This is a genomic window from Streptomyces sp. NPDC001270 (genome assembly GCF_042896695.1).
Taxonomy (GTDB): Bacteria; Actinomycetota; Actinomycetes; order Streptomycetales; family Streptomycetaceae; genus Streptomyces.
Map to the genome: position 1 here is coordinate 129,543 of NZ_JBIAXM010000002.1, position 15,774 is coordinate 145,316.

General features: G+C 71.1%; 12 protein-coding genes and 4 pseudogenes. 4 read left to right on the forward strand and 12 right to left on the reverse strand.

What is annotated here, in order from left to right; all coding sequences use genetic code 11:
- Positions 1 to 12 precede the first annotated feature (12 nt).
- Positions 13 to 525 carry a hypothetical protein gene (locus ACFY2B_RS04490; protein WP_390761649.1) on the forward strand — a complete coding sequence of 171 codons (513 nt, stop codon included), beginning with the start codon at positions 13 to 15 and terminating at the stop codon, positions 523 to 525.
- Positions 526 to 782: 257 nt separating this feature from the next.
- Here ACFY2B_RS04490 and ACFY2B_RS04495 read toward each other — a convergent pair whose 3' ends face one another.
- Both ACFY2B_RS04495 and ACFY2B_RS04500 read right to left on the reverse strand, forming a co-directional pair.
- A complete protein-coding gene (locus ACFY2B_RS04495; protein ID WP_390761650.1) occupies positions 783 to 1,646 on the reverse strand; it encodes a fumarylacetoacetate hydrolase family protein in 864 nt (287 codons plus the stop codon).
- 411 nt (positions 1,647 to 2,057) lie between these two features.
- A pseudogene (locus ACFY2B_RS04500) lies at positions 2,058 to 2,789 on the reverse strand (serine hydrolase domain-containing protein); the annotation flags it as partial.
- Positions 2,790 to 2,909: 120 nt separating this feature from the next.
- On the opposite strand from ACFY2B_RS04500, the pseudogene ACFY2B_RS04505 reads away from it, so the two are divergent.
- Positions 2,910 to 3,470, forward strand: a pseudogene (locus ACFY2B_RS04505) (FAD-binding oxidoreductase); the annotation flags it as partial.
- A 141-nt stretch (positions 3,471 to 3,611) separates the two neighbouring features.
- Here the strand turns inward: ACFY2B_RS04505 and ACFY2B_RS04510 are convergent.
- The 3 genes and pseudogenes from ACFY2B_RS04510 to ACFY2B_RS04520 all read right to left on the reverse strand — a co-directional run.
- On the reverse strand, positions 3,612 to 4,013 hold the full coding sequence (locus ACFY2B_RS04510) for a TetR-like C-terminal domain-containing protein (RefSeq protein WP_390761651.1): 402 nt from the start codon (positions 4,011 to 4,013) through the stop codon (positions 3,612 to 3,614).
- Positions 4,014 to 4,175: 162 nt separating this feature from the next.
- Positions 4,176 to 4,382 (reverse strand): annotated as a pseudogene (locus ACFY2B_RS04515) (isocitrate/isopropylmalate family dehydrogenase); the annotation flags it as partial.
- A pseudogene (locus ACFY2B_RS04520) lies at positions 4,360 to 4,521 on the reverse strand (LysR family transcriptional regulator); the annotation flags it as partial. The pseudogenes ACFY2B_RS04520 and ACFY2B_RS04515, both read right to left, overlap by 23 nt.
- A 121-nt stretch (positions 4,522 to 4,642) precedes the next feature.
- Between ACFY2B_RS04520 and ACFY2B_RS04525 the strand changes: the two are divergent.
- On the forward strand, positions 4,643 to 5,539 hold the full coding sequence (locus ACFY2B_RS04525) for an alpha/beta fold hydrolase (protein WP_390761652.1): 897 nt from the start codon (positions 4,643 to 4,645) through the stop codon (positions 5,537 to 5,539).
- A 92-nt stretch (positions 5,540 to 5,631) separates the two neighbouring features.
- Here ACFY2B_RS04525 and ACFY2B_RS04530 read toward each other — a convergent pair whose 3' ends face one another.
- The 4 genes from ACFY2B_RS04530 to ACFY2B_RS04545 form a co-directional block, all read right to left on the reverse strand.
- Positions 5,632 to 6,615, reverse strand: a complete 984-nt coding sequence (locus ACFY2B_RS04530) for an alpha/beta fold hydrolase (RefSeq protein WP_390761653.1) — start codon at positions 6,613 to 6,615, stop codon at positions 5,632 to 5,634.
- A 367-nt stretch (positions 6,616 to 6,982) separates the two neighbouring features.
- On the reverse strand, positions 6,983 to 8,458 hold the full coding sequence (locus tag ACFY2B_RS04535; RefSeq protein ID WP_390761654.1) for a SulP family inorganic anion transporter: 1,476 nt from the start codon (positions 8,456 to 8,458) through the stop codon (positions 6,983 to 6,985).
- Positions 8,459 to 8,546: 88 nt separating this feature from the next.
- Positions 8,547 to 9,155 carry a carbonic anhydrase gene (locus ACFY2B_RS04540; RefSeq protein WP_390761655.1) on the reverse strand — a complete coding sequence of 203 codons (609 nt, stop codon included), beginning with the start codon at positions 9,153 to 9,155 and terminating at the stop codon, positions 8,547 to 8,549.
- Between the two features lie 181 nt (positions 9,156 to 9,336).
- Positions 9,337 to 9,747 (reverse strand): hypothetical protein, encoded by a 411-nt coding sequence (locus ACFY2B_RS04545; protein ID WP_390761656.1) that lies wholly within the window; start codon positions 9,745 to 9,747, stop codon positions 9,337 to 9,339.
- 529 nt (positions 9,748 to 10,276) lie between these two features.
- Between ACFY2B_RS04545 and ACFY2B_RS04550 the strand changes: the two genes are divergently transcribed.
- The gene (locus ACFY2B_RS04550) at positions 10,277 to 11,383 is read left to right on the forward strand and encodes a sodium:calcium antiporter (RefSeq protein ID WP_390761657.1); all 1,107 of its coding nucleotides are present in this window, start codon (positions 10,277 to 10,279) and stop codon (positions 11,381 to 11,383) included.
- 206 nt (positions 11,384 to 11,589) lie between these two features.
- On the opposite strand, the gene ACFY2B_RS04555 is transcribed toward ACFY2B_RS04550, so the two are convergent.
- The 3 genes from ACFY2B_RS04555 to ACFY2B_RS04565 form a co-directional block, all read right to left on the reverse strand.
- Positions 11,590 to 13,116 (reverse strand): flavin-containing monooxygenase, encoded by a 1,527-nt coding sequence (locus ACFY2B_RS04555; RefSeq protein ID WP_390761658.1) that lies wholly within the window; start codon positions 13,114 to 13,116, stop codon positions 11,590 to 11,592.
- A 307-nt stretch (positions 13,117 to 13,423) separates the two neighbouring features.
- A complete protein-coding gene (locus tag ACFY2B_RS04560) occupies positions 13,424 to 14,476 on the reverse strand; it encodes an alpha-hydroxy-acid oxidizing protein (protein WP_390761659.1) in 1,053 nt (350 codons plus the stop codon).
- Positions 14,477 to 14,877: 401 nt separating this feature from the next.
- Entirely contained in the window at positions 14,878 to 15,714 is an 837-nt protein-coding gene (locus tag ACFY2B_RS04565; RefSeq protein ID WP_390761660.1) for an SDR family oxidoreductase, read from the reverse strand.
- Positions 15,715 to 15,774: the final 60 nt, after the last annotated feature.

Here is a 15,774-nt window from a genome sequence, read left to right on the forward strand (position 1 = left end):
ATCGCCGTGGCCGTGGGACGGTCGGAAGCGGCGTGCCACCAGCTCGCGGTGTGGGCACGCCGTCACATGGACGCGGGCCGGGTCCGGTTCGAGGCCGACCGGAAGGAACGCGAGAAACTCGCCGCACGGTTCTTCGACGCCTTCCGCGAAGGACACGTCGACGGGCTGACCGAGCTGCTGGCCGCCGACGTTCACACGATCGGCGACAGCGGCGGGAAGGCCCCGCAATTCCAGCCGGTCATCCTTGGTGCCGAGAACGTGCTCCGGGCGCTGGCGGCGTTCGTCCCGCTGGTGATCAGGGGCGGTGGCATGGTGGAGCCGCAGCAGGTGAACGGCCAGCCGGGCTCGATCTTCCGCGACCGGCACGGCCAGGTCCTCAGCACCTGGGCACTTGACGTACTCGATGGGCGGATCCAGACGATCCGCACGGTGAACAACCCCGACAAGCTCGGGCACGCCGGCCTGGTGGCGGACGCCTGGGAGGCCCTCCGCGAGGCGAACCAGGCACATCGGCCCACGGATTGACCGGGGAGCCGACCGCACTCCAGGGCCGGGACGCCGGGGCCCGGACCCGCGCCCGCAGAGCGGCGGGGCGGAACCGTACGGGGCTGACCTCGTCGGCCCCGTGCGCGTGGGCCGCGATGGTCGAGACCGAGTGGCCGACCTGGTGACACCTTCCGGGGAAGGTCGAACCGGTTGCCACCGACGCCCAGGGCGTCCGCGCCGGTCCCCCGAGTGGACCGGGCGCGCGCCGTACGCCCCCGCCCTCGGCGGAGACCCCGCTAGGCAGCCGTTGGGCGGGGCTCGTCGACAACCGGGTTCTCCAGGAAGCCGATCTTGTCGATCTCGATGCGAACGGTGTCGCCCGCCTTGAGATACATGCCGGGCCGGTGCCAGGCGATGCCGCTCGGGGTGCCGGTGGCCAGCACGTCCCCGACCTCCAGGGTGAACGCGCTGGAGAGGTAGGAGACCTGCTCGTACAGGTCGTACAGCATGTCCGCCGTATGTCCGTCCTGGCGCAGGTCGGCATTGACGTAGGTACGCAACCGCAGGTCGAGCGGGTCGCCGAGCTCGTCCGGGGTGACGATCCACGGGCCGACCGGGCCGTGGGTGTCGAAGGACTTGCTGACCACCATGCCTGGCTCAAGGGTCTGCCAGTCGCGCACACTGACGTCGTCGACGATGGTGAACCCCGCGACGACGTCCAGCACGGCCTGCTTCTCGTTCGGGACGTTCTTGCACCGCTTGCCGATCACCAAACCGAGTTCGCCCTCGTAGTCGACCTCGTTCGGGGCGACCGCCGGGATCCATACCGGGTCGCCGGGTCCGATGATGCAGGTCTGCTGTTTGTTGAACCATGCCTGGCGAGTGGGCCGCTCCATATGGGTCTCTTCGAGATGGGCGGCATAGTTGTAGCCGATGGCGAGAAACTTCGGCGGCCTGGGTACCGGCGCGCACAGCCTCACCTCCGACAGGGAATGGCTCGGGACCGAGCCGACGGAATCCGACACCTGCCTCGGGCCCCGCTCCAGCAGCTCGATCATCGTCGCCAACGACGGATCGGCCGCCGTCAGGTCCATCACCTTGTCACCGTCTACGAAACCGACATGCTGTCCAGCACCGGCGTCGAACGTAGCGAGTTTCATCACGCACTCCTCTCGTGGCGCGGCCATTCGACTCGCTTCTCAGTTTTCAGCGCACGGTGTGCCCGGTAATCCGTGGAATCCCTAGTCGCGCCCCCGGCCACCGGGCCCCTCCGCCCGTCGTCGAGGTGCTTGAACAGTGTTCGAGAGCGAGACCGGTTTCCGCCCGGTGCCTGCCGTCCCGTCCGACGCGACCACCGCCACCACGGTCAGGTCCGACCCCGTGACGCAGGGTGGGTGCGCGTGTCCACCGGCGACTGCTCGGGGGCGTCAGCGCAGCGCGGCCTCGCCCGCGTGGACGGCACGCAGGGCGCGCTCGACGCTCTCCATCGTTCTCGCCGGCCGGAGCCCCGTATCCAGTACGGCGAGGGATTCGAAGTGCCTCCCGGAGTGCCGTTGCGGGGCGGGAGCCGATCAGCACCCGGTGGCAGGCCGGCGCCGCTCCGCGTCGGTCCGTGCGGGGGCGGGCAGTGCCGCGGCGGCAGCGTGGAACGCGCGGCGTACGGTGGTGATCCCGTCCCCGTGCCTGGTCGGGTGGACGCGGTTGGTCAGCAGCACGGCGTAGCGCTTCGCGGCGGGGTCGACCCAGAGGCTGGTGCCGGTGAATCCCGTGTGTCCGTACGAGTCCGGGCCGAAGGCGGTTCCGACGGGCGAGTCGGCCGGGTCGCGGCCCTGCCAGGCGAGCGCGCGCCGTAGCGCGAGGTGGTCGGTATGCGCGGCGGTCATGACGGCGAAGGTTTCCGGGCGCAGTATTCCCCGGCCGTCGGCGACGAGTGCGGCGCCGAGCAGTTCCCTGTCTTCGAGCGTGGCGAACAGACCGGCGTGGCCGCCGACTCCGCCGAGCACGACCGCGTTCTCGTCATGGACCTCGCCGACGACCAGGTGGCCGCGCCAGGGGCAGTCCTCGGTGGCCACGGCCCGTACGCGCTGCTCGGGAGCGGGACGGAAGAGGGTGTGTGCCATGCCGAGCGGAGCGCACACCAGTTGGTCCACCAGGGTGTCCAGTGGCCGCCCGGTCACGGCCTCGGTGATCAGGCCGAGGATGATGAACCCCTGCGAGGAGTACTGGACGCGGGTGCCCGGCCGCGCGGTCAGGGGCAGCAGGCGTACGGCTTCCAGCAGGGACGCGCGGGTGGGGTGGTCGCGGTCGTCGAAAGGCTGGACCTGGTCGCGCCGGTCGCGTCGGTGACCAACGCGTTCACCCGTGACGCCAAGGTCGTCTCCGGTTACTGGAAGGCCCGCAAGGCGTTCGTCACCGCCGTCGGGGGGTACGCCGACGGCAACACGGTGATGGCCAACCGCATCGTGGCGGCCGCCTGGGACTGGACCGAGGCGGGCCGGCTTCCGCTGGTCGTCGACGCCTCGTCGTGCACGCTGGGCATCGCCCACGAGGTGGTCCCGTATCTCACCGACGCCAACCGGGAACGGCACCGGCGGCTGACCGTCGTCGACTCCGTCGTCTGGGCGGCCGAGGAACTGCTGCCGGAACTGACCGTCCTGCGGCGAACCGCCTCGGCGGTCCTCCACCCGACGTGTTCGATGCAACACCTCGGTGACGTCGACCAGTTGCGTACGGTTGCCGCTGCCTGCGCCGAGGAGGTCGTCGTGCCCGACGACGCCGCGTGCTGCGCGTTCGCGGGCGACCGCGGGATGCTCCACAAGGAGCTGACGGAGTCGGCGACGGAGAAGGAGGCGGCGGAGGTGAACTCCCGCGAGTACGGGGCCTATCTCTCCGCCAACCGCATGTGCGAGATCGGCATGGACCGGGCGACGGGGCGTTCGTACCACTCGGTCCTGATCGAGCTGGAGCGGGCGACGCGACCCTGACTCGCCGGCACCGCACCGGTCCCGACCCGCCCTGACCGGCCCCGACCTGCCTGCGCGGGACGGCCGGGGCGGCCGGGGCGAGTGGGGCGGTTACGGCGGGTGGGTTCGGCGCGGCTGGTGGTGTGTGGGCGGGTGCGGGCCTCACGGGTGCGGGGTGATGCTCTGGAACAGGTTGGCGATCAGCTGATCGGCGAACTCCCTGGTCAGGGGCTTCGCGGGGAGCAGTAGCCGGTGGTAGCAGGCACCCCAGAGCTGGTCGACGATCGACTCCAGGTCGACGTCCTCGCGGATCTGCGCCTGCTGTTGGGCGTGTCCGAGGCGTTCGACGGCGAGTCTGCGGCGTTGCAGGACGTAGTGGGTCGAGAGCGCCTCCGCCACGTCCGGGTCGCTCTGGGCGATCCCGATGATCTCGGCGACCACGGAGCCGCGGCCGCGCAGAAGGTCGACGAACGCGTGCAGTTGGGTGGTGAGGTCGCGCCTGATCTCGCCCGTTGAACGGGCAGGTCCTGTTCGCCAACGGCGGTATCGCCTGACCGCCGACAACCAGCTGACCGGCAGAAAGGCGGACCGGCGGACCGGCGGACCGGAACAGGCCAGAACAGGCCAGAACAGGCCGCCGGCCCGAACAGGCCCCCGGGCGCGTACAAGATCCTCGACCCGCTCATCGCACGCAGCCGCCTGGCCGCCCCCGCAGGCGGTGCGGTGTCAGAGGAGTTCGAGCAGCGTGTCGGTGAACTCCGTGGTGGAGGCGGAGCCACCGAGATCGGGCGTACGGACCGAGGTCCCGGCGAGGACGGCGCCGATCGCGTCCGTGACGTCGCGGGCCGCGGCCGGGTGGCCCAGGTGGTCGAGCATCATGGCGGCGGCCCAGATCGCGCCGACCGGGTTGGCGATGCCGCGTCCGGCGATGTCGTTCACTGCCCAGGTCGCGCTCCAGCGCGTGGATCGCCTGCGACAGCGACGGCTGGGCGAGGTAGAGCGCCGCGGCCGCACGGTTGAAGCCGCCGTGGTCGACGACGGCCAGGAAATATTCGAGCTGTCTGACATCCACCGCTCATGCCTCCGCCGCCCCGCAGGAGTCAGCCGCTCCGCAGGTCTCATAGGTCGCCCCTATAAGCATTGTCGCCGAACGGTCTTGGACCGGCGCCACCACCACCTGCTGTGATCGGGGTATGACCGATCTCCTCCCGCCCGAGTTCGACCGTCGTTCCGTGGACGCCGAGGGAGTGCGCATCCATGCCCGCATCGGCGGAGACGGGCCTCCCGTGCTGTTGCTGCACGGCTATCCGCAGACGCATCTGATCTGGCACCACGTGGCTCCGCTGCTCGCCGCCGGACACACCGTCGTCCTGACCGACCTGCGCGGCTACGGTGACAGCGACAAGCCTCACTCCGGCCCCGACCACGCCGCCTACGCCAAGCGTGCGATGGCCCGCGATCAGTTCCTGGTGATGCGGGAACTGGGTTTCGACCGTTTCGCGGTCGTCGGCCACGACCGCGGCGGCCGGGTCGGACACCGCCTCGCCCTGGACCACCCGGGCGCCGTCACGGCGCTGGCCGTCCTGGACATCGTGCCCACCCGTCACGCCTTCCGGCACGCCGACGCCGACTTCGGGCTCGGCTACTACCACTGGTACTTCCTCGCCGCCGGCGACGGCATCCCCGAACACCTCATCGGCGCCGACCCCGCTTTCTGGATCCGCACCCGCATGGGCGCCCGCCACCAGGGCGGAACCCCGTTCAGCCCGCAGGCACTGGACGAGTACGTACGCTGCTTCTCCGACCCGGCGGCCATCCACGCCACGTGTGAGGACTACCGGGCCGCCGCGAGCATCGACCTCGTCCACGACGACGCGGACGCCGCCCAGGGCCGGCGCGTCACCTGCCCCCTCCTGGCCCTGTGGGGCGAACACAGCTTCGTGGGCCGCCACTACGACGTCCTCGACGTCTGGCGTGCATACGCCGAGGACGTACGGGGCCAGGCGCTGCCGTGCGATCACTACGTCCCCGAAGAAGCCCCCGCCCGGACCGCCGAACTACTGGCTGCGTTTCTCCCGGCGGCTCCCTGAGCCGCGCGGCGGCCGGGCGGTGACGGACCGGATCACGCCGGGTCCCGGTCAGGGGCCCGGCGATCACCGTGCGGCGTTCACCATCTTCGGCTTCATCGCATGCGGCGGCGCTGCCGTCGGCCCAGGGCGAGCATCCCGCCGCCCGTGAGAACGAACGCGGTGACGGCACCGAGTGCGACGGCCTGTCCGCCGCGCCCGCCGGTGCCGGTCTTCGCCAGTTGCGGAGCGGATCCGGCGGCGGCCGCGCCCTGGAGAATCAGGTCGGCCACCGCGTCGGGCCGCGCGATGAGAGACACGTGGCAGGTGTCGATCTCCACGGTGTGGGAGTGGGCGCGCTTGGCCTCGAAGCGTTCCTGCTCGGGGTTGATGGTCATGTCCTGTCGGCCCACGAGCGCCCAGGACGGTCTGTCCTTCCACGCCGCGACCTCGGCCTTCTCGGAGAACGCGGTCGTGGCGGCCGGGCGTTGGGTGACCCCCAGCCGGTTCGCCTGGCCCTCCGGCAGGCAAGCCGCGAACACGGAGTGCACCTTGTCCCGTTTGAGGTACAGGTCGGTGCCGCTCGCGGTGCCGGTCCGGTAGGGCACGGAGTCGGTGGCGGTGGCGAGGGCGCTGGGGAACCGGGCGGACAGTGACATGCCGCTCTCGCCGACGTCGGGCATCAGCGCGGACACGTAGACCAGGGCCTTCACCTGTGCGTTGCCCGCGGCGGCCGTGCTGATGACGGCACCGCCGTAGGAGTGGCCGGCCAGGACGACGGGGCCCTTGACCGACTTCAGTACCGAGGCGAGGTACGCGGAGTCGCTGTGCAGTCCGCGCAGCGGGTTGGCCGGGGCCATGACCCGGTACCCGCGGCGCTCCAGCCGTTCGATCACCCCGTTCCAGCTGGAGGCGTCCGCGAAGGCGCCGTGCACCAGGACGATGGTCGGTGTCCCGGCGCTCGTCCTGCTCTCCGTCCTGCTCTCCGCCGTGGCCGGAGCCACGGTCACCGCGCACAGGGTGGCAACCGCACCTCCCGCCGCCACAAGACGGTGCCGCTTGGCGCGCTGCGGGAAGGTACGTATCGCGGGTGCGGTCATGCCGCCCTCACTTCCGTTCGGGGCCTGTCCCCCAAAAGCATCAGCACCCTGGCGCGTACGGGCCCGACCACCCCGTCCATCGGGGTGATTCGGCGTGGCATCGGAGTGAAGTCCGGCCCGAGCCCGGGACGTGCGATCCCCATGACGACGAAGGCGGCACGACCGCCCGGAACACCCGAAACCGCCGTGCTCACCTCGTAGCGGGCAGGTGAATCAGCCCCGGGTCCGTCCGGCGGAAGCCGCAGGCGTCGTAGGAGAAGCCTCGCAGCCGAGGCTCGAAGTCGACGTGCAGCCACTCGCAGCCCGCCGCCTGCGCGCTGGCAGCCGCCAGAGCGACGACCGCCGTTCCGTTCCCGCCACCCTGGTTTCAGGCCGGCACGCCGTCGCATCCGGGTAGGACGGTGTGCGCGCCGTTGTGCTGGTCGGCCCAGTTCCGCAGGGCGCTCGTACACGCGTGATCGAGATGGCGGAGCCCGGCGAGGTCGAGTTCGGCGGGCCGGTGCGCGGGCAGGTGCTCCAGGGCGTCGAGGATGCGCGGCAGGCGCAGGAAGGTGGCGTTGCCCAGGACCCGGACCCGGACCGGGCCGTCGCCCTGGTCGTCGACTTCGACATGGACGTGCGAGGTCTCCCACGCCGCCTTCACCACCGCCAGGCCGAGGCCGATCAGGACTCCCTCGAACATGTTGGTGACGAGGATCGCCGTGGCGGTGACCACCAGCACGACGGCTTCGCCGCGGTGTTCACGCCACAACGGCACCAGTTCCTTGACGGGCAGCAGTTTGAACCCGGCGTGGACCAGCACCCCGGCCAACGCCGCCGTGGGGATCAGGCCCAGCGCGGCCGGCAGCAGGGCGGCGAACAACAGGAGCCACACTCCGTGCAGGACACGGGAGACCTTGGTCTTCGCACCGGCCTCGACATTGGCGGCACTGCGTACGATCACCGCGGTCATGGGCAGCGCGCCGAGCAGTCCGCACACCGTATTGCCCGCGCCCTGTGCCATCAGCTCCCTGTCGTAGTCCGTCTTCGGCCCCCGGTGCAGTCGGTCCACGGCAGCGGCGCTGAACAGCGACTCGGCGGAGGCGATCAGCGTGAAGGCGACGACGGTGGTCAGCAGGCCGGACTCCGTCAGCCGGGCGAAGTCGCCCGCGCCGGGCGGCTGGGCGGCGGCAAGCAGACCACTGACCCGGACCCGCTCGACCGGCAGGTCGAAGACGGCGGTGAGCAGGGTCACGGCGCCCACCGCGACGAGCGGACCGGGCAACAGCCGGGCCCGGCCCGGCACCTTCTTCCACAGGGTCATGACGGTGACGGTGGCGACGCCGATCCCGACCGCGGCGAGGGCCGCGCCGGAGGCGAGGACGTCCACCGCGAGACCGGGCAGGCCGGCCACGTTCGAGAGGCCGCTGCCCGGCGCTTTGCCGTCGCTGAGCGCGTATGCCTGACCGGCGATCAGCACGAGCCCGATACCGGCGAGCATGCCGTGTACGACGGACAGCGAAATGGCCCGGAAGAAGCGCCCCAACCGGAGGGCACCGAGCGTCAGTTGCAGCAGCCCGGTGGCAAGGACGATCACGCCGAGCGCGGGGAGTCCGTAGTCCTGTACGGCGGTGAGGACAAGCACGGTCAGCCCGGCGGCCGGACCGCTGACCTGAAGGCTGCTGCCGGGCAGCAGCCCGGTGACCAGGCCACCGACGATACCGGTGAGCAGACCCAGTTCGGCCGGAACGCCGGAGGCCACGGCGACGCCCACGCACAGCGGCAGGGCGACGAGGAAGACGACGAGGGACGAGGCGAAGTCGGTGCGCAGCGCGGATCGCAGCGCGGTGACCGGTGAACTCATGAAGGTTCTCTCTGTGGGGGAAGGAACGTCGAGGAGGTGGCGACCGGACGACGCGGGGTACGGGTGCCGGTCCGTGGTCCGCCCGTGGCTACAGGGGGCGGAACCCGCGGCTGCCCGGGGTTCCGGCCAGGACCTCGCCGGTTTCGACGGTGTAGTACCAGGCGTGCAGCCGCAGTCGGCCCGAGGCCAGCCGCCGGGCGATGAACGGGTAACTCCGCACGTGATCCAGCTGGGTCAGCACGTGCCGCTGGGTCACCGCGACCGGGTCCTCTCCCAGACCCCGGGTCTGCCAGGGCTGGTCCGCCGTGGTCCGGTGCCCGGCCCAGCCGAGCCAGCGCCGCACCAGCGGCATCGTCGCGACGTTCTGCTCGCGCATCAGGCCCTGGACCGCCCCGCAGTGCGAGTGGCCGCAGACGACGATGTCGGGGACCTGAAGGGCCTGGACGGCGAATTCGATCGAGCCCGCCACTCCGCACGCGGCCTGCGCACGGTAGCGGGGGACGATGTTGCCCGCGGTGCGCAGCTCGAAGAGGTCTCCGGGACGGGCGCCGGTGAAATGGGCGGGGATGACTCGGGAGTCGGAGCAGGAGATGAACAGGGCTTGCGGCCGCTGGCCGCGTGCCAGCCGGGCGTACTCCTCCCGCTGGTCGGAGAGCGCGGCGGGAAACGTACGGGCGTACTCGATGAGTGACTGCATGAATCGGCCTCGTGACTCTTCGTACGGATCGCTGAGTTCAGCAGGCGGGGAGCCTGGGATGCGAAGAGTGCGTGCGGGCGCGCGGCCGTCGGCAGGGATCAACCGTTCGGGGCAGGGCCGACCGCCTGCCGCGCGGCGGCAGGGGTATGACCCGGCGGAAACGCTCGCCGCACGCCGCCGGTCAGCAGCGGAACGTCTGCAGGAGGGTGGCGTCGGGGCGGAGCGGCGCGGCGGGGCTCCAGGTTTCTCTCGCCGTACGGGGATGGGCCGCCCGGGGCTGTGCCCCGGTTGTCGCCACGACCGCCGTGCCGGCCCGCGCCTCGTCGGTGTCCGTCTGCGAGGCGTCGAGAACCCGGTCGGTGCGCGGCGCCAGGACCGGTGAATCCGCCGGTGTCTCCAGGTGGACCGGTGTGGTGCCGATCTGTGTGGACGCCGATGCGGCTCCGTGGAGCTTTCTCGGCTCCGACTCGATCACGGGCCCGGTCGCGGACGCCGGGTGCGGTGCGAAGGAAGCATGGTGGGGTGTCGCGAAGTGCAGGAGCACGGCAGCGGTCAGCAGCACCACTGCTGCTGCTGCTATGCGCCGTATCACCACTGGACTCCCGACGTTCCGCCCGCGCCGACGCCAAAACGTTACCGGTCCGAACCCTCCGTTCGCACTGAACTCCTCGGGGGAGAAGGTGAGATGGGCAACACCGATTCCCTGGCCGTCCGAGGAATCGCCCAGTTCAGCGCGTCTGACCGGATGTAGGGAGTCGGTGAGTCCCGGACAGGGGCGAGTCCTGGACAAGGGCGACCTGCGCCGTCCGCCGCCCTTCCGGACGGTGGCAGGCCGGTATGTGTGTCGGCGCGGATGCTCCTGACCGGGCTTGGCACACCGGAAAGCGGCGGTTAACCTGGGTACCGCGAAGGGGAGTAGCCCCGCAATACCGGTCGTCGACACACTGGAACCCGCTGTCGGGTTCCCGGTGGCCGGGCCCGCGCAGTCCGTGTGCGGGTGGGCGAGACCTTCGGCCCGTTGTCGACGACGTATACGTGTCGGCGGGGTCGAAGCTGCCGCTGTGTCCCCTCGCGCGGTCGTCCTCGATGTCCCGCCGGTGCGGGAAAGCCGGACCAGACCCGTGATCCATTTCATTCTGTTGATCGTCTGCGCGGTGGCGATCTATCTGTCCTGCGAGTGGTTCGTCAATGCCGTGGAGTGGCTCGGCGAACGTCTGAACGTGGGAAAGATGGCGGTCGGTACCATCCTGGCCGCCTTTGGCACCGCTCTGCCCGAGTCCGTGGTCACCCTGGTCGCGGTCACCACCGGCGGCACCGAGGAAGCCAAGAACATAGGGGTGGGTGCCGCGATGGGCGGCCCGCTCGCGCTGGCCACCGTCGCCTACGGCGTCACCGGTGCGATGCTGCTGGTCAAGCGCCGCAAGGACCGGGCCGCCGCTGCCGACCGCAGCAACGAGCGGACGGCCGCGCTGGTGGACGCGAGCGCCGCCGGGCCAGGCTCGTTCGGCCCGCCGCCCTCCGCCGGCACCGTTACGGAGCAGGCGCTGGGCAATGAGGCCGATATGAAGCGGCTGGCCAAGGACCAGAAGTGGTTCCTGCCGGTCTTCATCGTGAAGGTGGCGCTCGGCCTGGTCGCCTTCGCCTTCAAGCCGACGCTCGGCCTGCTGTTCTTCGCCGCCTACGCGGTCTACTTCTGGCGCGAGATCCGCGGCGGCCAGGACGAGGACGAGGAGGGCGAGGAGCTGGAGCCGCTGAAGTTCCAGCCCAGGGCCGCCTCTCCGGCCACGTGGGCCGTCGCCGCCCAGACGCTGGTCACCCTGGTGGTCATCTTCTTCGCCTCACAGCTGTTCGTGAAGCAGTTGGACGCCATCGGCCCGATGCTCGGGTTGTCCGCCTCGGTCACCGCGCTGCTGCTGTCCCCGATCGCCACCGAGCTGCCGGAGATCATGAACGCGGTCATCTGGGTACGGCAGGGCAAGACCAAACTGGCCCTCGCGAACATCTCCGGTGCGATGATGATCCAGGCGACCGTCCCCTCCGGCCTGGGCCTGCTGTTCACCCGCTGGCACTTCGACGGCGCCCTGCTGTGGTCCGGCCTCATCACCATGGCCGCGATCGTCTACCTGCTGGCGACCATGCGCGCCCACAAGCTGACCCCCGCCCGCCTCACGGTCGCGGCCGGCTTCTACGTGGTCTTCGCCCTCGGCCTGATCCCGGTCCTCGGCTGACCGGCCGGCCCACGCACCTCCCACGGAACAACGACACACGGTCGCGTACGGGGCCCGGCCGCACACCTGAGGCGCGGGCTCCGTCGATCTCCGGGCCGGAGACCGGCGGTCGTACAGGACGCCCGTCGGCCAGGACCCGCGCCGTGTCCGCGGCAGTCAGGGGGCGGCCTTGGAGCGGTCATGCGGCGGTCATGGGGCGTTGCCGGTCATCGGCTGGTCCCCGTGGCCGACGGCCTGGTGACCGGGGCGGCTTCGACGGGGCGCAGCGCCCGGTCGAAGCCCGAGCGCAGGGCGGTCAGCGAGTCCAGGACGTAGTTCTGCCGCACCTTCCACGGGGCCCGGTCCCCCTGCCGCGGGAAGGCCGCGACGGAACGCCGTACGTAGCCGGAGGCCAGGTCGATCAGGGGGCGCTCGCCCAGTGGTCCGGCGGGTGCGGGCACGACCGCCCGGTATCCGCGGCGGCGCATGTGGTTGAGGACCTTGCACACCAGACGTGAACTCAGGTCGGCGCGCAGCGTCCAGGACGCGTTCGTGTAGCCGATGCAGAAGGCCAGGTTGGGTGTGCCCGTCATCATGGCACCACGCCAGACCAACTGCTCGGACACGTCCACGGTGCGACCGTCCACGGTGAACGCGACGCCGCCCAGGGGCAGGAGCCGAAGACCAGTCGCCGTGATGACGATGTCGGCGGGCAGGGTGCGCCCGGACGTCAGGCGGATGCCCTCGGGGACGAAGGTCTCGATGTGGTCCGTGACGACGTCCACGCTTCCCTCGTGCAGCGCCTTGAACAGGTCGGCCTCAGGGACTGCGCACAGCCGCTGGTCCCAGGGGGCGTACGGCGGGGTGAAGTTCTCCTTCACCGCCTCGGCGCTGCCGACGGCACGCACGGTGGCCCGGGTCAGCAGCCTGCGAGCCGCGTCGGGCCGGCGCCTGCAGTACTGGTAGAAGGCGGTGGTGAACAGGATGTTCTTGGCCCGGACGGCGTGGTGTGCCGCCCGGCCGGGCAGCAGGGCGCGCAGTGCGTCGGCGGCCTTGTCGCGCCGGGGGCGGGAGATGATCCAGCTCGGAGTCCGCTGAAGCATCGTCACGTGTGCGGCGTCCCGGGCCATCGCCGGCACGATGGTGACCGCGGTCGCCCCGCTCCCGATGACCACGACCCGTTTGCCGGTGTGGTCCAGGTCCGCGGGCCAGAACTGCGGGTGGACCACGGTACCGGTGAAGGCCGTACGGCCGGGGAAGTCGGGATCGTGCCCTCGGTCGTAGTCGTAGTAGCCGCTGCACGAGTACAGGAAGGTGCACGTCAGGGTCTGCGTGCTGGTGGTGCCTTCGTCGTCGGTCCGCCGCACGGTCAGGCTCCAGCGGGCCCGGGGCGTGGACCAGTCGGCGCGCACCAGCCGGGTCCGGCAGCGGATGTGCCGATCGATGCCGGCCTCCGTGGCGGTGTCCCGGATGTAGCTCAGCACCGCTTCGCCGTCGGCCAGCGATGCCGTTCCCGTCCAGGGCCGGAAGGGGTACCCGAGGGTGAACATGTCGGAGTCGGAACGCACTCCGGGGTAGCGGAACAGATCCCAGGTCCCACCGATCGCTTCCCGGGCCTCCAGGATCGCGTAGGAGCGGTCCGGGCAGGCGGACTGCAATCGGTACGCGGCACCGATGCCGGACAGTCCGGCGCCCACGATCACGACATCGAAGTGCTCGACCGCTGGTCGGTGAGGGCTGGTGGTGCGAGTCATGCTCCCAGTCTGGGAGCCGGACCGTCGGATTCCATGACATCACACGACAGGAATTGGCTCTTGGTGACATGTCGATAGTGCGGCGGCGGCCGGAATCCGCGGGCTGCGTGCCACGGTCGCCGACCAGTGCAACCCGCGTGCGGAGCCGGTGACGCGGCAGAACCACGCCTCCGCCACCGCCTACGCCGCTGCCTATGGCTCCGGCTCCGCCTCTGTCCCTGCCTCTGTCCCTGCCTCTGTCCCTGCCCCTGACTCTGCCTCCGACGGCGAGTCGAGTGACCTGCGCGTACCGGTCGGCGCGGGCAGGTCACTGGACGCGGCGCAGGGCGTCCGGGGTGAGGTCCGCGAGGGTGGGGTACCCGTCGACCGCCATCAGCAGATCCGCCTCGGCGAGCAGGGAACGCAGGACGTGCACCAGCCCGTCGACGCCGCCGAGCGCGAGCCCGTAGGCGTAGGGGCGGCCCACGGCCACCGCACGCGCGCCGAGGGCGAGGGCCTTGACGACGTCCGCGCCGCCACGTACGCCCGAGTCGAAGATGACGGGCAGGCCCTCGGCCGCCTCCACCACCCCCGGCAGCGCGTCCAGCGCGGCCAGACCGCCGTTGGCCTGCCGGCCGCCGTGGTTCGAGCAGTAGATCCCGTCCACGCCCCCGTCCCTGGCGCGGCGCACGTCCTCCGGGTGGCACAGGCCCTTCACGATCAGCGGCAGCGAGGTCAGCGACCTCAGCCACGGCAGGTCCTCCCACGTCAGAGGGTTGCCGAAGACGCCCGCCCAGTGCAGCACCGCACCGGTCATGTCCTCCTCCACGGGCCGGGCGAGGGCGGCGCGGAACACCGGGTCGGTGGTGTAGTTCGCCAGACAGTGCCCCCGCAGCTGGGGGAAGTTGCCCGTCGACAGATCCCGGGGGCGCCACCCGGTCACCCATGTGTCGAGCGTGACCACGATCCCGCGGAACCCGGCGTCCTCGGCGCGCCGTACCAGGCTCGCGGCCAGGTCCCGGTCGGTGGGCGTGTAGAGCTGGAAGAACCCCGGCGTCGTACCGAACTCGGCAGCGACCTGTTCGAGCGGATCCACCGACAGCGTGGAGGCGATCATCGGCACACCGGTGGCGGCGGCGGCCCGCGCCGCGGCCAGGTCGCCGTGCCCGTCCTGCGCGCACAACCCCAGAACCCCGATCGGCGCCATCAGCAGCGGCGAGGGGAAGGACATCCCGAACATCGTGACCGACAGGTCCCGTTGCTTCGCTCCCACGAACATCCGCGGGATCACCCCGTACCGGTCGAACGCGGCGGCGTTCGACCGCTGCGTGTGCTCGTCACCGGCCCCGCCCGCCACGTACGACCACACCGATGCGGACATGGCCGCACGCGCTCCCTCCTCCCATCCTTCGAACGTCATCGGGAAACGCGGCACCACCCCACGCAGCCCGTTGAGATAGATCTCATCCTGATACCCGCCGAAACCGGCCACTGTCGACTCCCACCTCTTGTTCACCGTGACGGAGCGCCTGGCACGCCCCGGAGATTGTCGCCTGCCGCCCGCGACGGTGTGGGCGACGGCGTGACCTCACGGAGCGGACCGACCCGACTGCCTCGGGCAGCGGGCGACACCGATCGTGGTGTCGCTCTGCCCGTAGTGGGCGAGCATGAACCCGCGAACTCGACGAGCCGGGCCGGTGCGGTCGTGCTTCCCGGGACGGTCGGGCCGGTGTCTCCCCGGCAGTGCCTCGGAGCGGTCCCCGGCCGGCGGGTCCGCCGAGGTCACCCGGCGGTGGTGGCCGCGACCGAGTGGGCCACCTCGCGATGCGCCTCGTGCTCGGCGAGCCGGCTGGTGAGGGCGGCGCGGACGTCGTCGTAGGTGTCGGGGCCGAGTGGGAGGCGCAGCGGAGTCGCGCCGGAGTCGACGAGACCGATCATGGCGTCCGCGATCTTCTCCGCGCTGTTGGGCACGGGAAAGCGCCCTTCCAGGAACATCTGCCGCATCTCGCCCGCGGGGGTCTTCTCGTACGCGGGCAGGGGTGGTGCGGTGTCGAGGGAGCTGCCGAAACCGGTGGGGGTCGCGCCCGGTTCGACGATGGTCAGGGACAGGCCGAACGGCGCGATCTCCCGGGCGACGGTCTCGCAGAACCCCTCGATGCCCCACTTGGCGGCGTGGTAGTAGCCGAGGCTCGGATAGGTCGTCTGGCCGCCCGCGGTGGACACTTGGAGGATGCGGCCCCGGCCCTGGGCGCGCAGGTGCGGGAGGGCGGCGCGGATGACCTGGATCGAGCCGAGCAGGTCGGTGTCGATGACGCGCCGGATCTGTTCGTCGGACGCCTCCTCGACGGAGGCGAGGACGCCGTGGCCTGCGTTGTTCACGACGACGTCGATCGTGCCCAGGGCCTCGAACGCCTCGTCCACGACGTGCCGCACGCGCTCGGTGTCGGTGACGTCGAGCCGGGCGGTCCACAGCCGGTCGCCGTGCTCGGCGCGGAGGCCGTCGAGGACTTCGGGCCGGCGGAGCGTGGCGGCGACCCGGTCGCCCCGGGCCAGGAGGTGTTCGGTGAGCAGCCGGCCGAAGCCGGAGGAGGTGCCGGTGATGAACCAGGTGGTGGTCATGCGTTTCCTCGGAGGTGAGGCGGTCCGGATGGACCGGGTGTGGCCGATGGTGTTCTTTGC